Source organism: Flavobacterium sp. 28YEA47A, from assembly GCF_041262125.1.
Classification (GTDB): Bacteria; Bacteroidota; Bacteroidia; order Flavobacteriales; family Flavobacteriaceae; genus Flavobacterium.
Genome location: NZ_JBGCCI010000003.1, coordinates 114699 through 132171 on the forward strand (window position 1 = coordinate 114699; position 17473 = coordinate 132171).

Consider the following 17473-nt stretch of genomic DNA (forward strand, 5'->3'; position numbering starts at 1 on the left):
AAAACCACTCTCAATATAATTTCTATTTTTGCCTAAAGAAAAATATAACACAACCCTTATGCTCATTATCGGAATTGCCGGCGGAACCGGAAGCGGAAAAACAACTGTTGTCCAACAAATTATGAACGAGTTACCTCAGACTGAAGTTGGAATAATCTCTCAGGACTCCTATTATAGAGAAAACCATAATCTTAGTTTTGACGAACGGGCACTCATCAATTTTGACCACCCAAGGGCTATCGATTTTGAATTGTTAGTTTCTCAACTAAAAGACCTCAAAGCAGGAAAAAACGTTGAACAGCCGGTGTATTCTTTTGTAACGCACAACCGTACCGAAGATACTATCAATACACACCCGAGAAAAGTAATGATTGTAGAAGGTATCCTGATTCTTGCCAATCCGGAACTTCGTGATATGTTCGATATAAAAATCTTTGTCCATGCTGATTCTGACGAACGCCTGATTCGTCGCCTCAAGCGTGATATTGCCGAAAGAGGACGCGACATGGAAGAAGTGTTGAACCGTTATCAGACAACATTAAAGCCAATGCACGAGCAATTTATCGAACCGACTAAAGCTTTTGCGGATATCATTATTCCAAACGACAAATATAATACCGTGGCAATTGATGTTGTCCGGGCTGTAATCAATCAGCGTATTTTATAATTTAAATTCCTAATTTTATAAATTAAAAATTCAGGGATGAAAAATCCGTTCAAAAATATAGCCAGCCGTTATCCTTTTCTGAGATTTCTCGGAAACAGATACGTACTGGTATTGGCGCTTTTTATTGCCTGGATGGTTTTTCTTGACAACTATTCCTTTCTGGAGCATAGAGTTCTTAACAAGGAGATAAAAGAACTGGAAGACAATAAAAAATATTATCAAGACGAGATCAAGCTCGACGAAGAGAAGATAAAACTGCTCAAAAATCCAGACCAGATTGAAAAATATGCTCGCGAAAAATACTATATGAAACGCGACAGCGAAGACATATACATCATTGAATTTGAAGAAAATTTGCCCGAAGAAGAGCAAAGCAAATCATTATAATTATCTCTGCAAATAACTATTGTTTTAGCAGAACAACATAACCTAAAAATGGCCGACCACCTATTTGACGACTTCAATCCCGTATCTTCCAAACAATGGAAGCAGCAGATTCAGTACGAACTCAAAGGAGCAGATTATAACGAAACGCTAATCTGGAAAAGTCCGGAGGGCATCAAAGTAAAGCCTTTCTACCATATTGACGAGTTTGAAAACCCTCTTTCTTTTTCAGAAAAAGGAACAGCTTTCAAAATTGTCCAGAATATTTTCGTGCACGATTTGGATAAATCCATAGGCCGTGCTTTAGAAACCCTATCCAGAGGAGCCGAAAGTATCCGATTCACGATAGAAGACGAGAATCTGGATATAGCGAAACTATTGGAAAAACTTCCGCTAGAAACGACAACCGTTTATTTCTATTTATCGTTCCTTTCAATCGATTTCGTAAAAAAAATAGATACTATTGCCAAAAACAGAAATGCGAACTTTTTTATACAAATCGATCCTGTTAGAAAATTGGCAAAAGAAGGCAATTGGTACACGAATCTTAATTCAGACTTCGATCTTCTGAATACAATTTCTATCTCTTGCCAGAACATCAACTTCCTGAACATTGATGGAAGCCTTTATCAGAATGCAGGAGCAAATATTGTCCAGCAACTGGCCTATATGATGGCGCATGTCAATGAATATTTCAATCGTATGGCAACCATTTCAAAGCCAGTCACGTTTCAGGTCGCTGTGGGAACAAATTATTTTTTCGAAATTGCTAAACTACGTGCACTACGCTTGCTTTTTGATCTTTTGGCAAAAGAATATGACCATAATTCAGGCTGCCACATCCTTGCCATCCCTACCAAAAGAAACAAAACGCTTTACGATTATAATGTAAACATGCTTCGAACCACCACAGAATGCATGAGCGCCATTTTAGGCGGAGCCGATGCCGTTTCGAATCTGGCATACGACGCCTTATACCATAAAGACAACGAATTTGGCGACCGAATTTCAAGAAACCAACTCCTGGTGCTAAAACACGAAAGTTATTTCGACAAGGTTAAAAACCCAGCCGACGGAAGCTACTATATTGAAACATTGACAGAACAATTAGCAGAAAAAGCCTTGGCATTATTCAAAGACATCGAAGCAAATGGCGGTTTAATTACACAGCTAATTGAAGGAACCATCCAAAGAAAAATCCAGGAAAGTGCCGAAAAAGAACAGGAGTTATTTGATTCCGGAAAAGAAATTCTTTTGGGAACCAATAAATACCCGAACAAAAACGACAGGATGAGTCACGATTTGGAACTATTCCCTTTTGTGAAATCAAAACCAAGAAAAACCCTGATAACGCCTATCATAGAAAAACGATTGGCTGAAAAAATAGAACAGGAACGTTTGGAAAGCGAGAAAGAAAAATAAGCCATGAAAAGAAAAGACATCCAACATATAAAATTAGTTTCACAAACCGACAGCAAAAAGGAGGTATCAGAAAGCAAGGAAAATTTTCTGACTGCCGAAGGCATCGAGCTGAAAAACACCTATACTGATAAGGATATCCAAAATTTAGAGCATCTTAATTTTGGTGCAGGATTTGCACCGAATCTTCGTGGCCCTTACGCCACAATGTACGTTCGTCGCCCTTGGACTATCCGCCAATATGCGGGATTTTCAACGGCAGAAGAAAGCAATGCCTTTTACAGAAGAAACCTTGCAGCCGGACAAAAAGGACTTTCTATCGCATTCGACCTTCCAACACACAGAGGTTATGACAGCGATCATGAAAGAGTTGTCGGCGATGTTGGAAAAGCAGGTGTTGCTATCGACTCTGTTGAAGATATGAAGGTACTGTTCGATCAGATTCCGCTTGATGAAATGTCGGTTTCTATGACCATGAATGGTGCCGTATTGCCAATCATGGCATTTTATATCGTAGCTGCTGAAGAACAGGGTGTAAAACCGGAATTGCTTTCAGGTACTATCCAGAATGACATCCTGAAAGAATTCATGGTACGAAACACCTACATTTATCCGCCTACTCCATCGATGAAAATCATTGCTGATATTTTCGACTTTACGAGTAAAAAAATGCCTAAGTTCAATTCTATTTCGATTTCCGGATACCATATGCAGGAAGCCGGAGCCACAGCAGATATTGAACTCGCCTATACTTTAGCCGACGGACTTGAATACATCCGTACCGGACTTGCCGCAGGAATGAAAATTGACGAGTTTGCTCCCCGACTTTCTTTCTTCTGGGCTATTGGGATGAACCATTTTATGGAAATTGCAAAAATGCGTGCCGGAAGAATGCTTTGGGCAAAATTGCTAAAACAGTTCAATCCTAAAGACGAGAAATCGCTCGCTTTAAGAACCCATTGCCAAACTTCGGGCTGGAGTCTTACGGAACAAGATCCGTTTAATAATGTAGCCCGTACTTGTATCGAAGCTGCTGCTGCTGCCTTTGGAGGTACGCAATCATTACACACCAACGCCTTAGACGAAGCCATTGCTCTGCCTACCGATTTCTCCGCAAGAATTGCACGAAATACACAGATTTTCCTTCAGGAAGAAACCAAAATTACCAAAACGGTCGATCCTTGGGCTGGAAGCTATTATATAGAAAAACTTACTGATGAAATTGTCCATAAAGCATGGCAGCTAATTCAGGAAGTAGAAGAATTAGGCGGTATGACCAAAGCCATTGAAGCCGGTATTCCAAAACTCCGAATCGAAGAAGCCGCTGCCAGAAAACAGGCAAGAATCGATTCCAGTCAGGACATCATTGTAGGCGTAAACAAATACCGCCTCGAAAAAGAAGATCCGTTGCACATTCTTGATGTTGACAACCAAATGGTTCGCAGACAGCAAATCGAAAGACTAGAAAAAATAAAAGCCACAAGAAATACGGAAAAAGTAAAAGAAATATTGCATAAATTGACCGAAGCTGCCAAATCAGGCCAGGGCAATTTATTAGAAATTGCAGTTGATGCCGCCAGAAATAGAGCCACTTTAGGCGAAATTAGCGACGCATTAGAAACTGTTTTTGGAAGATATAAAGCGCAAATCAAATCTTTTAGTGGCGTGTATAGCAAAGAAATTAAAAATGACGAAAGCTTTGAAAAAGCAAAGCAGAAAGCCGACGAATTTGCAAAATCCGAAGGCCGTCGACCACGAATAATGATTGCCAAAATGGGACAAGACGGACATGATCGCGGTGCCAAAGTCGTTGCAACTGGTTATGCCGATGTAGGTTTTGATGTCGACATTGGTCCTCTTTTCCAGACACCGGCAGAAGCAGCCAAGCAAGCTGTAGAAAATGACGTACATATTTTGGGAGTTTCTTCTCTGGCTGCCGGTCACAAGACATTAGTACCGCAGGTTATTGAAGAATTAAAAAAATACGGGCGCGAAGACATTATGGTAATCGTAGGAGGCGTAATTCCTGCTCAAGACTACCAATATCTTTTTGATTCCGGAGCGGTAGCCGTATTTGGCCCTGGGACCAAAATCAGCGAGGCGGCCATTACAATCTTAGACATTTTGATGCAAGAATAGGCATTTCAGAAAGCGGGAAAATCATATTCCCGCTTTTTTATTGCCAAAATAATGCTCTAACGGCAAATCAAGCAATCATGAAAAAACACACGAGAAATAGAAAAAAAGAAACATTGATTTAAGCACTATAACTAAATTCAGGATTTATTTTAAACCCGAAAAAGTAATTTTTGGAAACGAATTCCGTATTTTAGTAAAAAGAAAAACAACACAAATGGATTTTACAAAAAAAATGCTTCGCGATAATGCTTTGGAAGGAAAAGTAATCGTAGTTACAGGTGGCGGCAGCGGACTTGGAAAAGCGATGACAAAATATTTTCTGGAATTAGGCGCCAAAGTCGCTATAACTTCACGTGATCTTGAAAAACTAAGAACTACAGCAGCAGAACTTGAAAAAGAAACCGGCGGTGAATGTCTTCCACTGGCTTGCGATGTTCGTAATTATGAACAGGTCGAAATCATGCTCGCAGGCGTTTTAGAAAAGTTTGGAAAAGTCGACGTATTGCTAAACAATGCTGCAGGAAATTTTATTTCTCCAACAGAAAGACTATCAGCTAATGCCTTTGACACCATTATTGATATTGTGCTAAAAGGCTCCAAAAACTGTACTTTGGCTTTTGGAAAGCATTGGATCGATACAAAACAACAAAACTCAACAATACTGAATATTGTCACGACCTATGCCTGGACTGGTTCCGCTTATGTTGTGCCTTCGGCTACTGCAAAGGCAGGCGTTTTGGCCATGACCCGAAGCCTAGCTGTTGAATGGGCCAAATATGGAATCCGTTCCAATGCTATTGCACCAGGCCCGTTTCCTACAAAAGGCGCATGGGATAGATTACTGCCGGGCGACCTTAAAGACAAATTCGACCTGGCAAAAAAAGTCCCATTGAAAAGAGTCGGTGACCATCAGGAATTAGCCAACCTTGCAGCCTATCTTGTATCTGACTTTTCAGCATATGTCAACGGAGAAGTCATCACGATTGATGGCGGTGAATGGCTCAAAGGAGCCGGACAGTTCAACCTTTTGGAAGCTGTTCCTGAAGAAATGTGGGATATGTTAGAAGCTATGATTAAGGCAAAGAAAAATAGTTAAGAGAGGTGCTAAAGTGATAAAGTTCTGAGGTATTAAGTTTGTGTATTTTATATATAAATGAGAAGGCTATGAAAATAAACTTCTTTATATATACACTTCTTAAAATCTATGTAATCCTACTAATCTGTAGCTAAAAAATAACGACTAATAAAGGCGCTAAGGTTTTGAGAAACTGAGGCGCCTTTTGTATTGTAGCTATTTTGCGTATTCCCTTTTATCGAGGTTAAATTTTTCAATTCGATATTTAATTTTATTTAGACTTGATATAATTAAGTATATTTGCGGCAAAATTTCAATCCAAATAAAATAAATATGAAAAAAACTCTACTCTCTGTTGCTTTTTTCTTCGCAACATTTATCAGTAATGCACAATGCAACCCTGTAGTTTCATTCTCTCAAAATTTTGAGACTTTCACAGATGGCCCTCTTCCACAAAACTGTTGGACAGGAAGTGGTGCTCCAAAATTGTCAGTTGCAACCGTTTCAGGAAACAAGGTGCTTCAAGCATATAGCTTTATGAATCCTACTGTGCCTTTTTATATTGTAAGTCCTGAATTGACAAGCATTGATGGCAATCAAGCGATTTCTTTTACAGCACAACCAGCAACAGGTTCAGCTCCTGGAAATATGACTATCCAAATCGGGACAATGACAAGCGCTACTGATTTTGGCTCATTCGTAGAAGTTGGCTCTCCAATTACCGTTTCTGCTTCTCAAACCAATTTTTTCCGTACTATACCAGCTTCAAATGCTCATAAATTTATTGCCCTTAGAATCGTAGCCGATGCACAACATGTGGCAAGTTTGATTGATAACATTAACTATCAGCCTGACCTGGGTATCGACACACCAATAGCAAACACTTTCAAAGTATATCCAAACCCGTCAGCAGACAAAAAAATTACGATTACGAGCAGCAACCTGCAAAATGACACTTCAGTAATTGTTTATACTTTGACAGGAGCCAAAGTTTACGAAACAGTAATTGACAGCAATTCAACAGAAAAGACATTATACCTTTCTGATTTGTCTGCCGGGTCCTATATCATGAAATTACAATCAGGAGATTACAACACTACCAAAAAACTGATTTTGAAATAAAAAGGCATACCGTCAAAAACAAAAACAGCATCATAAGCCGGAAGAATACTTCCGGCTTTTTTATTCGCTATCACTTTTTATATTGTTAACAAAATAGATTTTCAAAACCCATAAATAATTGTATTTTTACGGTTCAAAATTTTAGAAACTAAATGGGCAAAATCATTGCTATTGCAAATCAAAAAGGCGGCGTTGGCAAAACAACGACGTCTGTAAATTTAGCAGCTTCCTTGGGAGTTTTAGAAAAAAAAGTATTACTGATTGACGCTGATCCTCAAGCGAATGCAAGTTCGGGTTTGGGAATCGACGTAGAGTCGGTAGAAATTGGAACTTACCAGATTCTGGAACACAGTAATACGCCGGAAGAAGCAATAATCGAATGTTCATCTCCAAACGTTTCCGTGATCCCTGCCCATATTGATTTGGTAGCTATCGAAATCGAATTGGTTGACAAGGAAAACAGAGAATATATGCTAAAAACAGCACTTGAAAGTGTAAAGGACAAATACGATTATATCCTGATCGACTGTGCTCCTTCACTAGGATTGCTGACATTGAATGCGTTGACTGCTGCAGATTCTGTAGTAATTCCAATTCAATGTGAATATTTTGCCTTAGAAGGATTAGGGAAATTATTGAATACGATAAAAAGTGTCCAAAAAATACACAATCCGGATCTGGACATTGAAGGTTTGTTGCTGACAATGTATGATTCCCGTCTTCGACTATCCAATCAGGTAGTAGAAGAAGTTCAGAAACATTTCCACGATATGGTTTTTGAAACCGTTATCCAGCGTAACGTAAAATTGAGTGAAGCACCAAGTTTTGGAGAAAGCATCATCAACTATGACGCTACTAGCAAGGGAGCAACTAATTACATCAACCTGGCAGAAGAAATCATTAAGAAAAATACGAAATAGAAATAGTCTATGACAAAAGCGATAAAGAAACAAGCATTAGGAAGAGGTTTATCAGCATTGCTAAAAGATCCTGAAAACGACATTAAGTCGGCTGAGGATAAAAATGCAGATAAAGTGGTTGGCAATATTATTGAGCTTGAAATTGATGCTATTGAAATAAACCCGTTTCAGCCGAGAACCAATTTCAATGAAGAATCTCTTCAGGAATTGGCTACTTCGATTAGGGAATTGGGCGTAATACAGCCTATAACCGTACGAAAATTAGATTACAACAAATTCCAGCTTATCTCCGGAGAAAGAAGACTTCGCGCTTCTAAACTGGCCGGATTGACTGCTGTACCTGCTTATATCAGACTTGCCAACGATAACGAGTCTTTGGTGATGGCTTTGGTAGAAAACATCCAACGTCATGACCTTGACCCTATTGAAATCGCTTTATCTTACCAGCGATTAATCGACGAGATTCAGCTGACGCAGGAACAAATGAGTGACCGTGTAGGTAAAAAGCGTTCAACAATTGCGAATTACCTCCGACTATTAAAACTTGACCCGATTATCCAGACCGGAATCCGCGATGGTTTTATTTCTATGGGACATGGCCGTGCTATTATTAACATTGAAGATCACGACATACAAGCTGATATTTATCAAAAAATCGTCAGCCAAAATCTTTCCGTAAGAGAAACGGAAGCCTTAGTTAAAAACTACCAGGAAAGCCTAAAACCGGCTGCACCAAAAGCTGCAAAAGGAACTGCGTTTGCTATTGATGAATCCGAAAAGAAAGCCATCGGAAATTATTTTGGCACAAAAGTAGATGTCAAAGTAGCCGGAAACGGTAAGGGAAAAATCACGATTCCATTTCATTCAGAAGAGGATTTCAACCGAATTATCAAATTAATCAAAGGTTAGTGAATAGGCTAGTTTCCATATTTTTTCTCTTTTTTCTGATTGGAACTACTTCGGTTAGCGCGCAGGAAGAATTGAATATTGTTGTACGTGACAGCATCAAAGGAGAAGAAATCAATCCTTTAGCACCTTCAAAAGCTGCTTTTTATTCGGCCATACTTCCAGGTATGGGACAAGCCTATAATAAAAAGTATTGGAAGATTCCCATCGTATATGCGGCTTTAGGAACCGGAATAGGAATCTATGCTTACAACAATAAGAATTATCATAAATACAGGGACGAATACAAAAGGCGCCTGAACGGAACAGAAGATCCAAACGGAAAACTTTCCAATCTAACAGATAACCAGCTGATTTCTGCACAAAGGCAATTTCAGAAAAATCGGGATCTTTCTTTGATTGTCACCGTAGGAATCTACATCCTGAATATTGTCGAAGCAAACGTTGATGCGCATCTTCTGCAATTCAATGTCAGCGAAAAGCTCACTATCAAGCCGGATATTTATCAAAACGACCTGAATTACAAAAAAAATGTCGGCCTGACATTAAACTATAATTTTTAATAGCATAGCATGAAAATAGCACTTTTGGGATATGGCAAAATGGGTAAAGTGATCGAAAAAATCGCTTTGGAAAGAGGCCATGAAATCGTTTTGAGAAAATCTGCCGAAGATACATTTGAAGGATTGGAGCAGGCAGATGTTGCAATTGATTTTAGCATTCCTGACGCAGCGGTTAGCAATATCTCAACTTGTTTGGACAACAACATTCCGGTAATTTCCGGAACAACCGGATGGTTTGACAACTATGATAAAATGGTTGCTCTTTGCCAAGAAAAAAATGGGGCTTTTATCTACGGCTCTAATTTTAGCCTAGGCGTAAATATATTTTTCCAACTGAATGACTATCTAGCAAAAATGATGTCAAATATCAGGGAATATAAAGTTTCTATGGAAGAGATTCATCATACGCAAAAATTAGATGCTCCAAGCGGCACTGCCATTACCCTGGCGAAAGGAATCATAGAAAATTCCGATTATTCAAGCTGGGCATTGGAAAATGCAAAAGAGGATGAAATCTTAATCGATGCCAAAAGAATCGAAAATGTTCCGGGTACGCATAGCGTTTTTTATAATTCTGACGTCGATACTATCGAAATCAAACACATCGCCCACAGCCGTGAAGGTTTCGCATTGGGTGCTGTTGTAGCCGCAGAATGGATTTTAGGCAAGAAAGGTGTCTATACCATGAAAGACGTGCTTAACTTAACGTAACAAATTGTTCTTCTAACAGACATATACAATATAAAAATACATACAGATGACAGCTACACAATGGTTCGTGTTTTTCCTTATCCTTCAAGTAGTACACTTTTTAGGAACATGGAAACTATATAAAAAAGCAGGAAAACAATCTTGGGAAGCAGCAATCCCGATTTATAATGCAATTGTCCTGATGAAAATCATAAACCGCCCTAAATGGTGGGTTATTCTGCTTTTCATACCTATTGTAAACCTTATCATGTTTCCGGTCGTTTGGGTGGAAACTTTGAGAAGTTTTGGAAAAAACACAACTTTAGACACCGCCCTGGGAGTACTTACATTAGGTCTGTATATCTATTATATCAACTATACCCAGGATGTAAAATATATTGAAAACAGAAGCCTGCATCCAAAAAACAAAGCTGCAGATACCGTAAGCTCATTGTTGTTTGCTGTAGTAGTTGCTACTATTGTCCATACCTATATAATGCAGCCTTTCACGATCCCTACAGGCTCATTAGAAAAAACACTTTTGGTAGGCGATTTCCTTTTCGTCAGCAAAAACCATTATGGTGCCAGAACACCAATGACTACTGTTGCCATGCCAATGGTTCATGATACAATTCCGGGACTTAAGGTTAAGTCTTATTTGAACAGGCCTCAGCTTCCGTATTTCAGATTTCCTGGATTTGAGCCAGTCGAAAAGAATGATATTGTAGTATTCAACTGGCCCGCTGATACTATTCCAAATTCCACCGAAGCCAATTTCAAGCCAATCGATAAAAAGACAAATTATGTAAAACGTTGTGTAGGAACTCCAGGCGACAATCTTTCTTTTGTTGATGGCGATGTCTATATCGATGGCAAAAAGCTAATCCTATCAGACAGGGCGAAAGTTCAATACTCTTATAGAGTTACTACCGTAAATGGCAGTATGCTTGATCCAAATTACCTGACAAAAGATCTAAAAATATATCCGGATGATATTGGCTTTGACCAAAGAGACAATAGTTATGAATTCAGATCACTAACCGATGAAAATGCAGCTATCCTGAAAAAAAATTCTTTGGTACAAAGCATCACAAAACAGATTTTTAAAGCAGAAGATCATCCTGACCCTAGAATCTTTCCATATACTAAAAAATGGAATCAGGATAATTTAGGCCCTATCTATATTCCTCAAGCTGGAAAAACTGTAAAACTGGATAAAGAATCGCTTCCTTTTTACAGAACCATTATCAAAGAATACGAAAAGAACGACCTAAAAGTTGATGGAGATAAAATCATGATCAACGGTCAGGTTGCTGATTCTTATACATTCAAACAGGATTATTACTATATGGTTGGAGACAACCGTCATAACTCATTAGACAGCCGTTATTGGGGATTTGTTCCTGCAGACCATATCGTAGGAAAGCCAGTGTTTATCTGGATGAGTTTAGACCCGTATACTCCTTTATCAAAAGTTATTGACAAAGTCCGTTGGGAAAGAATGTTCACTACTGTTGGTGGAAGCGGAGAACCAGTATCCTATTTCGGCATATTCGTACTATTGATGGCAGGATATTTTATTGCTAACTTCTTTATCAAAAGAAAAAAGAAACGATTAGACAGATATTAAGATGAACGCTCTTTTGCTTCCTACTTATTTCCCATCCATCAGTCAGTTTGCTGCTATGGTTCAGGCTGACTCGATTACCTTTGAGATGGAAGACAACTTCCAAAAGCAGACCAACAGGAACAGAATGTATATCTATAGTCCAAATGGATTACAGTTGCTTAATATTCCTGTAAAGCATTCTAAAGCTGACAGACACCAGAAAACAAAAGATGTCCGAATTGAAGATGCCTTTGGTTGGCAGAAACAACACTTCAAGTCGCTTGAAGCAGCCTATAGGACTTCACCCTTTTTTGAATATTTTGAAGATGACCTGGCTCCTATTTTCCAAAAAAAGCATACCTTTTTGATGGACTTAAATTTTGAGGCTATGGAAATTGTTTCAGATTGTCTTGGCTTTGATTTTACGTATAAAAAAACGGAAGAATATTTTCACGAAGCGTCTCAATTTTCAGATTTCCGACCTCTGGCAAACGGGAAAAAAGACACCTTACAATTTGAGCCTTATACCCAGGTTTTTGAAGAAAAGCACGGCTATTTGAATAACCTGAGTATTCTGGATTTATTATTTAATGAGGGAAGACACGCTTTGGAGTATCTGAAAACACAACCGCTTTAAAACCCGCTATTAATTCTCGAAAGCCAGCCTTGCCATAACCGGAAAATGGTCTGAATTGACAAAATCCGGATAATTTTCAAAGTTTTTGACCTGCATCTTTTTGTCAGCAAAGATATAGTCGATTCTGGCAGGATAGTATTTGAAATCATACGACTTCCCAAAACCGTTTCCGGCTTCTTCAAAGGCATCGTTCAGTTTTCCTCTGATACTTCGGTACACAAATGAAAATGCACTGTTATTCATGTCTCCGCATATGATTTCAGGAAGTTTGCTGTTTTTCTTGTGGTTCATTATGATTTCGGCCTGCTCCTGCTGCTCTTTAAAAGCCTCGCTCATTCTCCTGATTATCTTCTTCGACTTTTGCTCGTTGATTCCGTTAATATCTTCATTGATTTCATGCACATCCGGAGTAATCCTGATCGATTGCAGGTGCATATTATACACCCTGATTGTATCCTTTCCTCTTTTAATATCGGCATAAATGGCATTATTATTTGAATTCGGAAACACGATATCGCCCCTGCCTACTATAGGAAATTTAGAAAATATGGCTTGTCCGGTCAGCGTCTTCTGCCCTTTCATCAGCACATATTTATGCTTATAAGCCCTTAAATCTATTTTCCCTTCAGAATACTCCTGAATACAAAGAATATCCGGGTTCTTATCATTGATGAAATTAGCAATCAATTCCGGAACATCGTCCCTTTCTATCCACTTATAAAGATTAAAAAGACGCACATTATAGCTCATTACCGTAAAATCATTATCGGAAGGCGGAAGGTCTGTACTCGAAAATTTATAAAACTTATTGATAAAAGTAATTCCCATCAGCAGTACTAACGAAGAAAGTAGAATCTGCCTTTTCATCTGTATTCCCCAATAAATAAAAAAAAGGAGATTTAAGATCAGCATAAAAGGCAGCATCAGCGTCAGGACAGATAAGATAGGAAACAATTTAGGAGCCAAAAATGGTAAGATATACGCAAGAAACGTCAATACAGTCAACACTATATTGAAGAAAAACATTGCTTTATTGAACCATGAAAGGTTTTTCATTTTTGGACAAACAATTTTTGAGTTCTAACAAAGATTATAAAACTTTCTTTACTTTCCTGCTTTGAAAAGAAATTCTTTTTCTTCTTTTGTCAGGCTATCATAACCAGATTGGCTAATCTTGTCAAGAATTTCATCTATTTGCTGCTGTGTTTTATCTTTCACAACAATTTTGCTGGCTGTAGCCGTTTTTGGTTTTGGCTGGCTCACATTCCGATGTACTTTTTTAAAAGGTGTTCCCTTTTTAGGCTTAAACAGATTGGTAAAAAAGTCTAGGATTCGGGTAACTATAAGACTTAAATCGGTTCCGTTTTGTAACAGCTTTATATAAATAAATCCGAATATGGCACCGCCCAAGTGTGCAATATGCCCTCCCATATTATTTGTAGGAATCTGGACAAGATCCAGTATCAGGAAAACAAAAGCAATATGCCATAATTTGACTGTTCCTATCAACAGTAATCTTAACTGATATAAAGGAGCATAAGTCGCAGAAGCAATAAGTACTGCCATTATTGCCCCGGAAGCTCCAATAATAGGTGCTTTTACATCAAAAAGAAAAAACGTCCCCAGAAAAACCAATCCTGCAAAAATAGCCCCCAACAGATACAAACCTAAAAATTGTTTTTGCGTAAAAAATGTCAGGAAAAGCCTTCCTGAAAAATTAAGCATAATCATATTGAAAAGCAGATGCAGTACATCCACATGCAGAAAACTATACGTAAGTATCGTCCACGGCTTTAAGATGAACTCTGAAGGATCTGAAGTAAGCTGTATCCACGACATCAAAGACAGAAATCCGTCGTTTGAAAATGCATGCAGCAAGAACAAAGGTATAGCAATACCTATATTCCAGAAGATTAGCTGTAGCGTAATTCCTCCTGTCTTATATTGTATCTTTAAATCATCAACGATTCCCATAAACCAACAGATTAATTCCAGCGATTGTTATGAAATTGGTTCTTCTTCCAATACCACATCATGAAAAATCCGATGATGGCGCCTCCAATGTGTGCAAAGTGAGCAACTCCACCAGGGCCATCTCCAAATAAAGATCTGCCTGAAGTTCCTAAAAACAAATCCAGAGCTAATAATCCCGGCACGAAATATTTCGCTTTGATTGGAATAGGGATAAAAAACATCATCAATTCAGCATTAGGAAACATAAAAGCGAAGGCTACCAATAATCCATAAATGGCACCGGAAGCTCCAACCATAGGAGTTTGATTCAACATGGCTGCATCAAACAGGCTTTTAAAACCTGCATCAGTCAGATTTGTTTTCCCAACTTCTTCTAAAATTGGCTTGATTCCATTATAGAACATATCTCCGCGATACGAAGTTCCATCAGAAAAATTCACATTTAATATCTGATGCAATGAATTGTCCGGCAAGCCTAAGTACCTAACCGGTTCTAAAAGATGCTGCATTTCGAGATAATTCACTCCAATCTGCATCAGAGCCGCTCCCAAACCGCAAGAAATATAGAAAAACAGGAATTTTTTAGCTCCCCAAAAATGTTCCAAAGCGCTACCAAAAGAAAATAAAGCAAACATATTGAAGAAAATATGCATGATGTTTCCATGCATAAACATATGTGTTAAAGGCTGCCAATATTTAAAATGGTCATTTTCTGGATAAAAAAGTGCAAAAAGAGATTCGGCATATGGCCCAACTATCTGCGTCCCAATAAAAAATATAATGTTTATAATCAATAACTGCTTGACTGTAGGCGTGATATTCATCATACTGCAAATTTTTTGTCTAAATCCTCTACACTCATTGTGATAAAGGTAGGTTTATGAAAAGGCGAAACATTGGGTTCTTTACATGCAAAAAGCCCGTTAACGAGATTCTCCTGTTCTCTTTCTGTCAGATACGTCCCAGTCTTAACGGCAAGGCTTTTTGCCATAGATTTTGCAATCGTATCGTTTTGGCTGAAACTACTTTCCGGAATTTCGTCCTGTAGGTCACTCAATAATTGTTCCAACAAGATGGAAACCTCGCTTTCTGTCACATTGACCGGAATTCCCGATATCACTACATGATCTTCCTTAACTTCTTCAAAAACAAATCCGGTATTGACCAGAGAAAGCTGCAATTCAAAAATCAGAATTATTTCCTGAGACGAAAAATAAAGATTCAGCGGAAACAACAACTGTTGGCTCGATGCCTGGTTTACGGTCATATTTGCCAAAAACTGCTCATACAAAACTCGTTGGTGAGCCCGTTGCTGGTCAATAATCACCATTCCTGATTTAATAGGGCTGACAATATATTTTTTATGAATCTGATAGGTCTTATAAATCGCTTCTTCAATTTCCTTATCGTTAAACAAAGAACCTGTTACTTCTTCTGATTCAAATTGGATATCCTGGATATCGGTAACCGTTTCCGTATCCTGTTTTAATCCCACATACAGGCTTTCCCAGTTAGACGGCTCAGGCTTTCTGTAAGAACTTCCCGATCCGCTATAACTGCTGCTACTGCTACTGTATGATTTTGTAGGAATCGGGTCTGGGTCGCCAAACGGATTAAAATTAGCATCCACCTGAATTAAAGGCATAGATGCTTCTTTTCTCTCATATTCATAAGGCGTGTCCAAATTAGAATCTCTGTCAAAATCCAAAACCGGAGCCACATTAAACTGCCCAAGGCTATGTTTTATTGAAGAACGTAAAATAGCATAGAGCGCATGCTCATCATCAAATTTTATTTCAGTTTTTGTCGGATGTATGTTAATATCAATCGTATTGGGCGGAACATCCAGATAGATAAAATAGCTAGGCTGGCAGCCATCTTTTAGCAATCCTTCATAAGCAGCCATAATCGCATGATGCAGGTAACCACTTTTGATAAAACGATCGTTAACAAAGAAAAATTGTTCGCCTCTGTTCTTCTTTGCAAATTCAGGTTTGCTTACAAAACCTTGTATTCCTACAATTTCTGTACTTTCCTGTATCGGGACAAGCTTTTCATTTGTCTTTCCAGAAAAAATATTCACGATACGCTGGCGTAAGTTCGATGCCGGAAGGTTAAACATTTCGCTTCCGTTATGATACATCGTGAAATGGATATTCGGGTGGGCTAAGGCAACCCTTTGGAATTCATCAACAATATGGCGGTGTTCCACCGTGTCCGACTTCAGGAAATTCCTTCTGGCCGGTATATTAAAAAAAAGATTCTTTACTGCAAAAGAGGTACCTTTTGGCAGGACGGCCACATCTTGCGACACAAATTTACCTCCTTCAATAGCAAGGTGCGTTCCCAATTCGTCCTGCTCCTGCTTTGTTTTCATTTCTACATGTGCAATTGCTGCAATAGAAGCCAAGGCTTCGCCACGGAAACCTTTGGTATGCAATGAAAATAAATCTTCTGCTGCCCTGATTTTTGAAGTAGCATGGCGCTCAAAACACAAACGCGCATCGGTAACGCTCATACCAACACCATTATCAATCACTTGTACAAGCGACTTTCCGGCATCTTTAATAATAAGCTTGATATCGTTAGCTTTGGCGTCAACTGCATTTTCAAGGAGTTCTTTTACTACAGACGCAGGTCTCTGTACTACTTCTCCAGCAGCTATCTGGTTGGCAACATGATCGGGAAGCAATTGAATTATACTCGACATTCTATAAATTTGTTGACTTTCAAAGTTACACAATTAATATAACAATTGAAAAATTAGAAAATAGGAAAACAGGAAAGTTTTTCACACAAAAAAGCCTATTTCTTATAACGGAAATAGGCTTTTTTTATAAGTAAGTTATTTTTTATTTGGAAGACTGTTGTCTTAAATAAGCCATCTTAATTGCCGCAATTGCCGCTTCGGTTCCTTTATTTCCATGAGTGCCGCCGCTTCTGTCAATAGATTGCTGTTCATTATTATCTGTCAGCACACAAAAGATAACCGGAACATCCGTCTGCACATTCAGATCTTTAACACCTTGGGTAACGCCCTCGCATACAAAATCGAAATGTTTGGTTTCTCCCTGAATCACACAACCGATTACGATAACCGTATCCACTTGCTGCGTATCTATCATGCGTTTTGCACCATAAACAAGCTCAAAGCTGCCCGGAACATTCCATCGGATAATATTATCCGGCGTCGCACCGCAGTCTAACAATGCCTTTTCAGCACCTGAAAAAAGACCTTCTGTTATTTTGTCGTTCCATTCTGAAACAACAATCCCAAACCGAAAATCTTTCGCGTTTGGGATTGTGTTTTTATCGTATTCTGATAAATTTTTATTAGCTGTAGCCATTTTAATAAGATTGCGACCTCA

At 38.6% G+C, this 17473-nt stretch carries 17 protein-coding genes; 12 read left to right on the forward strand and 5 right to left on the reverse strand.

Translation table 11 applies throughout. The features are described 5' to 3' along the window. Positions 1–58 precede the first annotated feature (58 nt). The 12 genes from udk to ABH942_RS05050 all read left to right on the forward strand — a co-directional run bounded on the left by udk (position 59) and on the right by ABH942_RS05050 (position 12131). Complete coding sequence (gene udk, locus ABH942_RS04995; RefSeq protein WP_370029880.1) at positions 59–667, forward strand: uridine kinase; 609 nt, start codon at positions 59–61, stop codon at positions 665–667. A 36-nt stretch (positions 668–703) separates the two neighbouring features. Further along, on the forward strand, positions 704–1054 hold the full coding sequence (locus ABH942_RS05000; protein ID WP_370029881.1) for a septum formation initiator family protein: 351 nt from the start codon (positions 704–706) through the stop codon (positions 1052–1054). A gap of 48 nt (positions 1055–1102) precedes the next feature. Beyond that, positions 1103–2473: a methylmalonyl-CoA mutase subunit beta gene (locus ABH942_RS05005; protein WP_370029882.1), complete on the forward strand. Its 1371-nt coding sequence runs from the start codon at positions 1103–1105 to the stop codon at positions 2471–2473. 3 nt (positions 2474–2476) lie between these two features. Beyond that, positions 2477–4609 carry a methylmalonyl-CoA mutase gene (gene scpA, locus ABH942_RS05010; RefSeq protein ID WP_370029883.1) on the forward strand — a complete coding sequence of 711 codons (2133 nt, stop codon included), beginning with the start codon at positions 2477–2479 and terminating at the stop codon, positions 4607–4609. 214 nt (positions 4610–4823) lie between these two features. Then, positions 4824–5705: an SDR family oxidoreductase gene (locus tag ABH942_RS05015; protein WP_370029884.1), complete on the forward strand. Its 882-nt coding sequence runs from the start codon at positions 4824–4826 to the stop codon at positions 5703–5705. Positions 5706–6017: 312 nt separating this feature from the next. After that, positions 6018–6806 carry a T9SS type A sorting domain-containing protein gene (locus ABH942_RS05020; protein WP_370029885.1) on the forward strand — a complete coding sequence of 263 codons (789 nt, stop codon included), beginning with the start codon at positions 6018–6020 and terminating at the stop codon, positions 6804–6806. 152 nt (positions 6807–6958) lie between these two features. Then, entirely contained in the window at positions 6959–7726 is a 768-nt protein-coding gene (locus ABH942_RS05025; protein ID WP_140002491.1) for a ParA family protein, read from the forward strand. A gap of 9 nt (positions 7727–7735) precedes the next feature. Beyond that, the gene (locus ABH942_RS05030) at positions 7736–8635 is read left to right on the forward strand and encodes a ParB/RepB/Spo0J family partition protein (protein ID WP_370029886.1); all 900 of its coding nucleotides are present in this window, start codon (positions 7736–7738) and stop codon (positions 8633–8635) included. After that, complete coding sequence (locus ABH942_RS05035; RefSeq protein ID WP_370029887.1) at positions 8635–9195, forward strand: DUF5683 domain-containing protein; 561 nt, start codon at positions 8635–8637, stop codon at positions 9193–9195. The genes ABH942_RS05030 and ABH942_RS05035 overlap by 1 nt, the downstream gene beginning before the upstream one ends. A 9-nt stretch (positions 9196–9204) precedes the next feature. Then, positions 9205–9906 carry a 4-hydroxy-tetrahydrodipicolinate reductase gene (dapB, locus tag ABH942_RS05040; RefSeq protein WP_370029888.1) on the forward strand — a complete coding sequence of 234 codons (702 nt, stop codon included), beginning with the start codon at positions 9205–9207 and terminating at the stop codon, positions 9904–9906. Between the two features lie 46 nt (positions 9907–9952). Continuing rightward, a complete protein-coding gene (lepB, locus tag ABH942_RS05045; protein WP_370029889.1) occupies positions 9953–11515 on the forward strand; it encodes a signal peptidase I in 1563 nt (520 codons plus the stop codon). A gap of 1 nt (position 11516) precedes the next feature. Next, entirely contained in the window at positions 11517–12131 is a 615-nt protein-coding gene (locus tag ABH942_RS05050) for a WbqC family protein (RefSeq protein WP_370029890.1), read from the forward strand. Positions 12132–12140: 9 nt separating this feature from the next. Here ABH942_RS05050 and ABH942_RS05055 read toward each other — a convergent pair whose 3' ends face one another. From ABH942_RS05055 to ribH, 5 genes are all read right to left on the reverse strand, one after another. Next, positions 12141–13187 carry an endonuclease/exonuclease/phosphatase family protein gene (locus ABH942_RS05055; protein ID WP_370029891.1) on the reverse strand — a complete coding sequence of 349 codons (1047 nt, stop codon included), beginning with the start codon at positions 13185–13187 and terminating at the stop codon, positions 12141–12143. A gap of 48 nt (positions 13188–13235) precedes the next feature. Further along, the gene (locus ABH942_RS05060) at positions 13236–14105 is read right to left on the reverse strand and encodes a rhomboid family intramembrane serine protease (RefSeq protein WP_370029892.1); all 870 of its coding nucleotides are present in this window, start codon (positions 14103–14105) and stop codon (positions 13236–13238) included. Positions 14106–14116: 11 nt separating this feature from the next. Next, entirely contained in the window at positions 14117–14932 is an 816-nt protein-coding gene (locus tag ABH942_RS05065) for a rhomboid family intramembrane serine protease (RefSeq protein WP_370029893.1), read from the reverse strand. Beyond that, the gene (gene mutL / locus ABH942_RS05070; protein ID WP_370029894.1) at positions 14929–16815 is read right to left on the reverse strand and encodes a DNA mismatch repair endonuclease MutL; all 1887 of its coding nucleotides are present in this window, start codon (positions 16813–16815) and stop codon (positions 14929–14931) included. The genes ABH942_RS05065 and mutL overlap by 4 nt, the downstream gene beginning before the upstream one ends. A gap of 142 nt (positions 16816–16957) precedes the next feature. Further along, on the reverse strand, positions 16958–17452 hold the full coding sequence (gene ribH / locus ABH942_RS05075; RefSeq protein ID WP_370029895.1) for a 6,7-dimethyl-8-ribityllumazine synthase: 495 nt from the start codon (positions 17450–17452) through the stop codon (positions 16958–16960). Between the last annotated feature and the right edge of the window lie 21 nt (positions 17453–17473).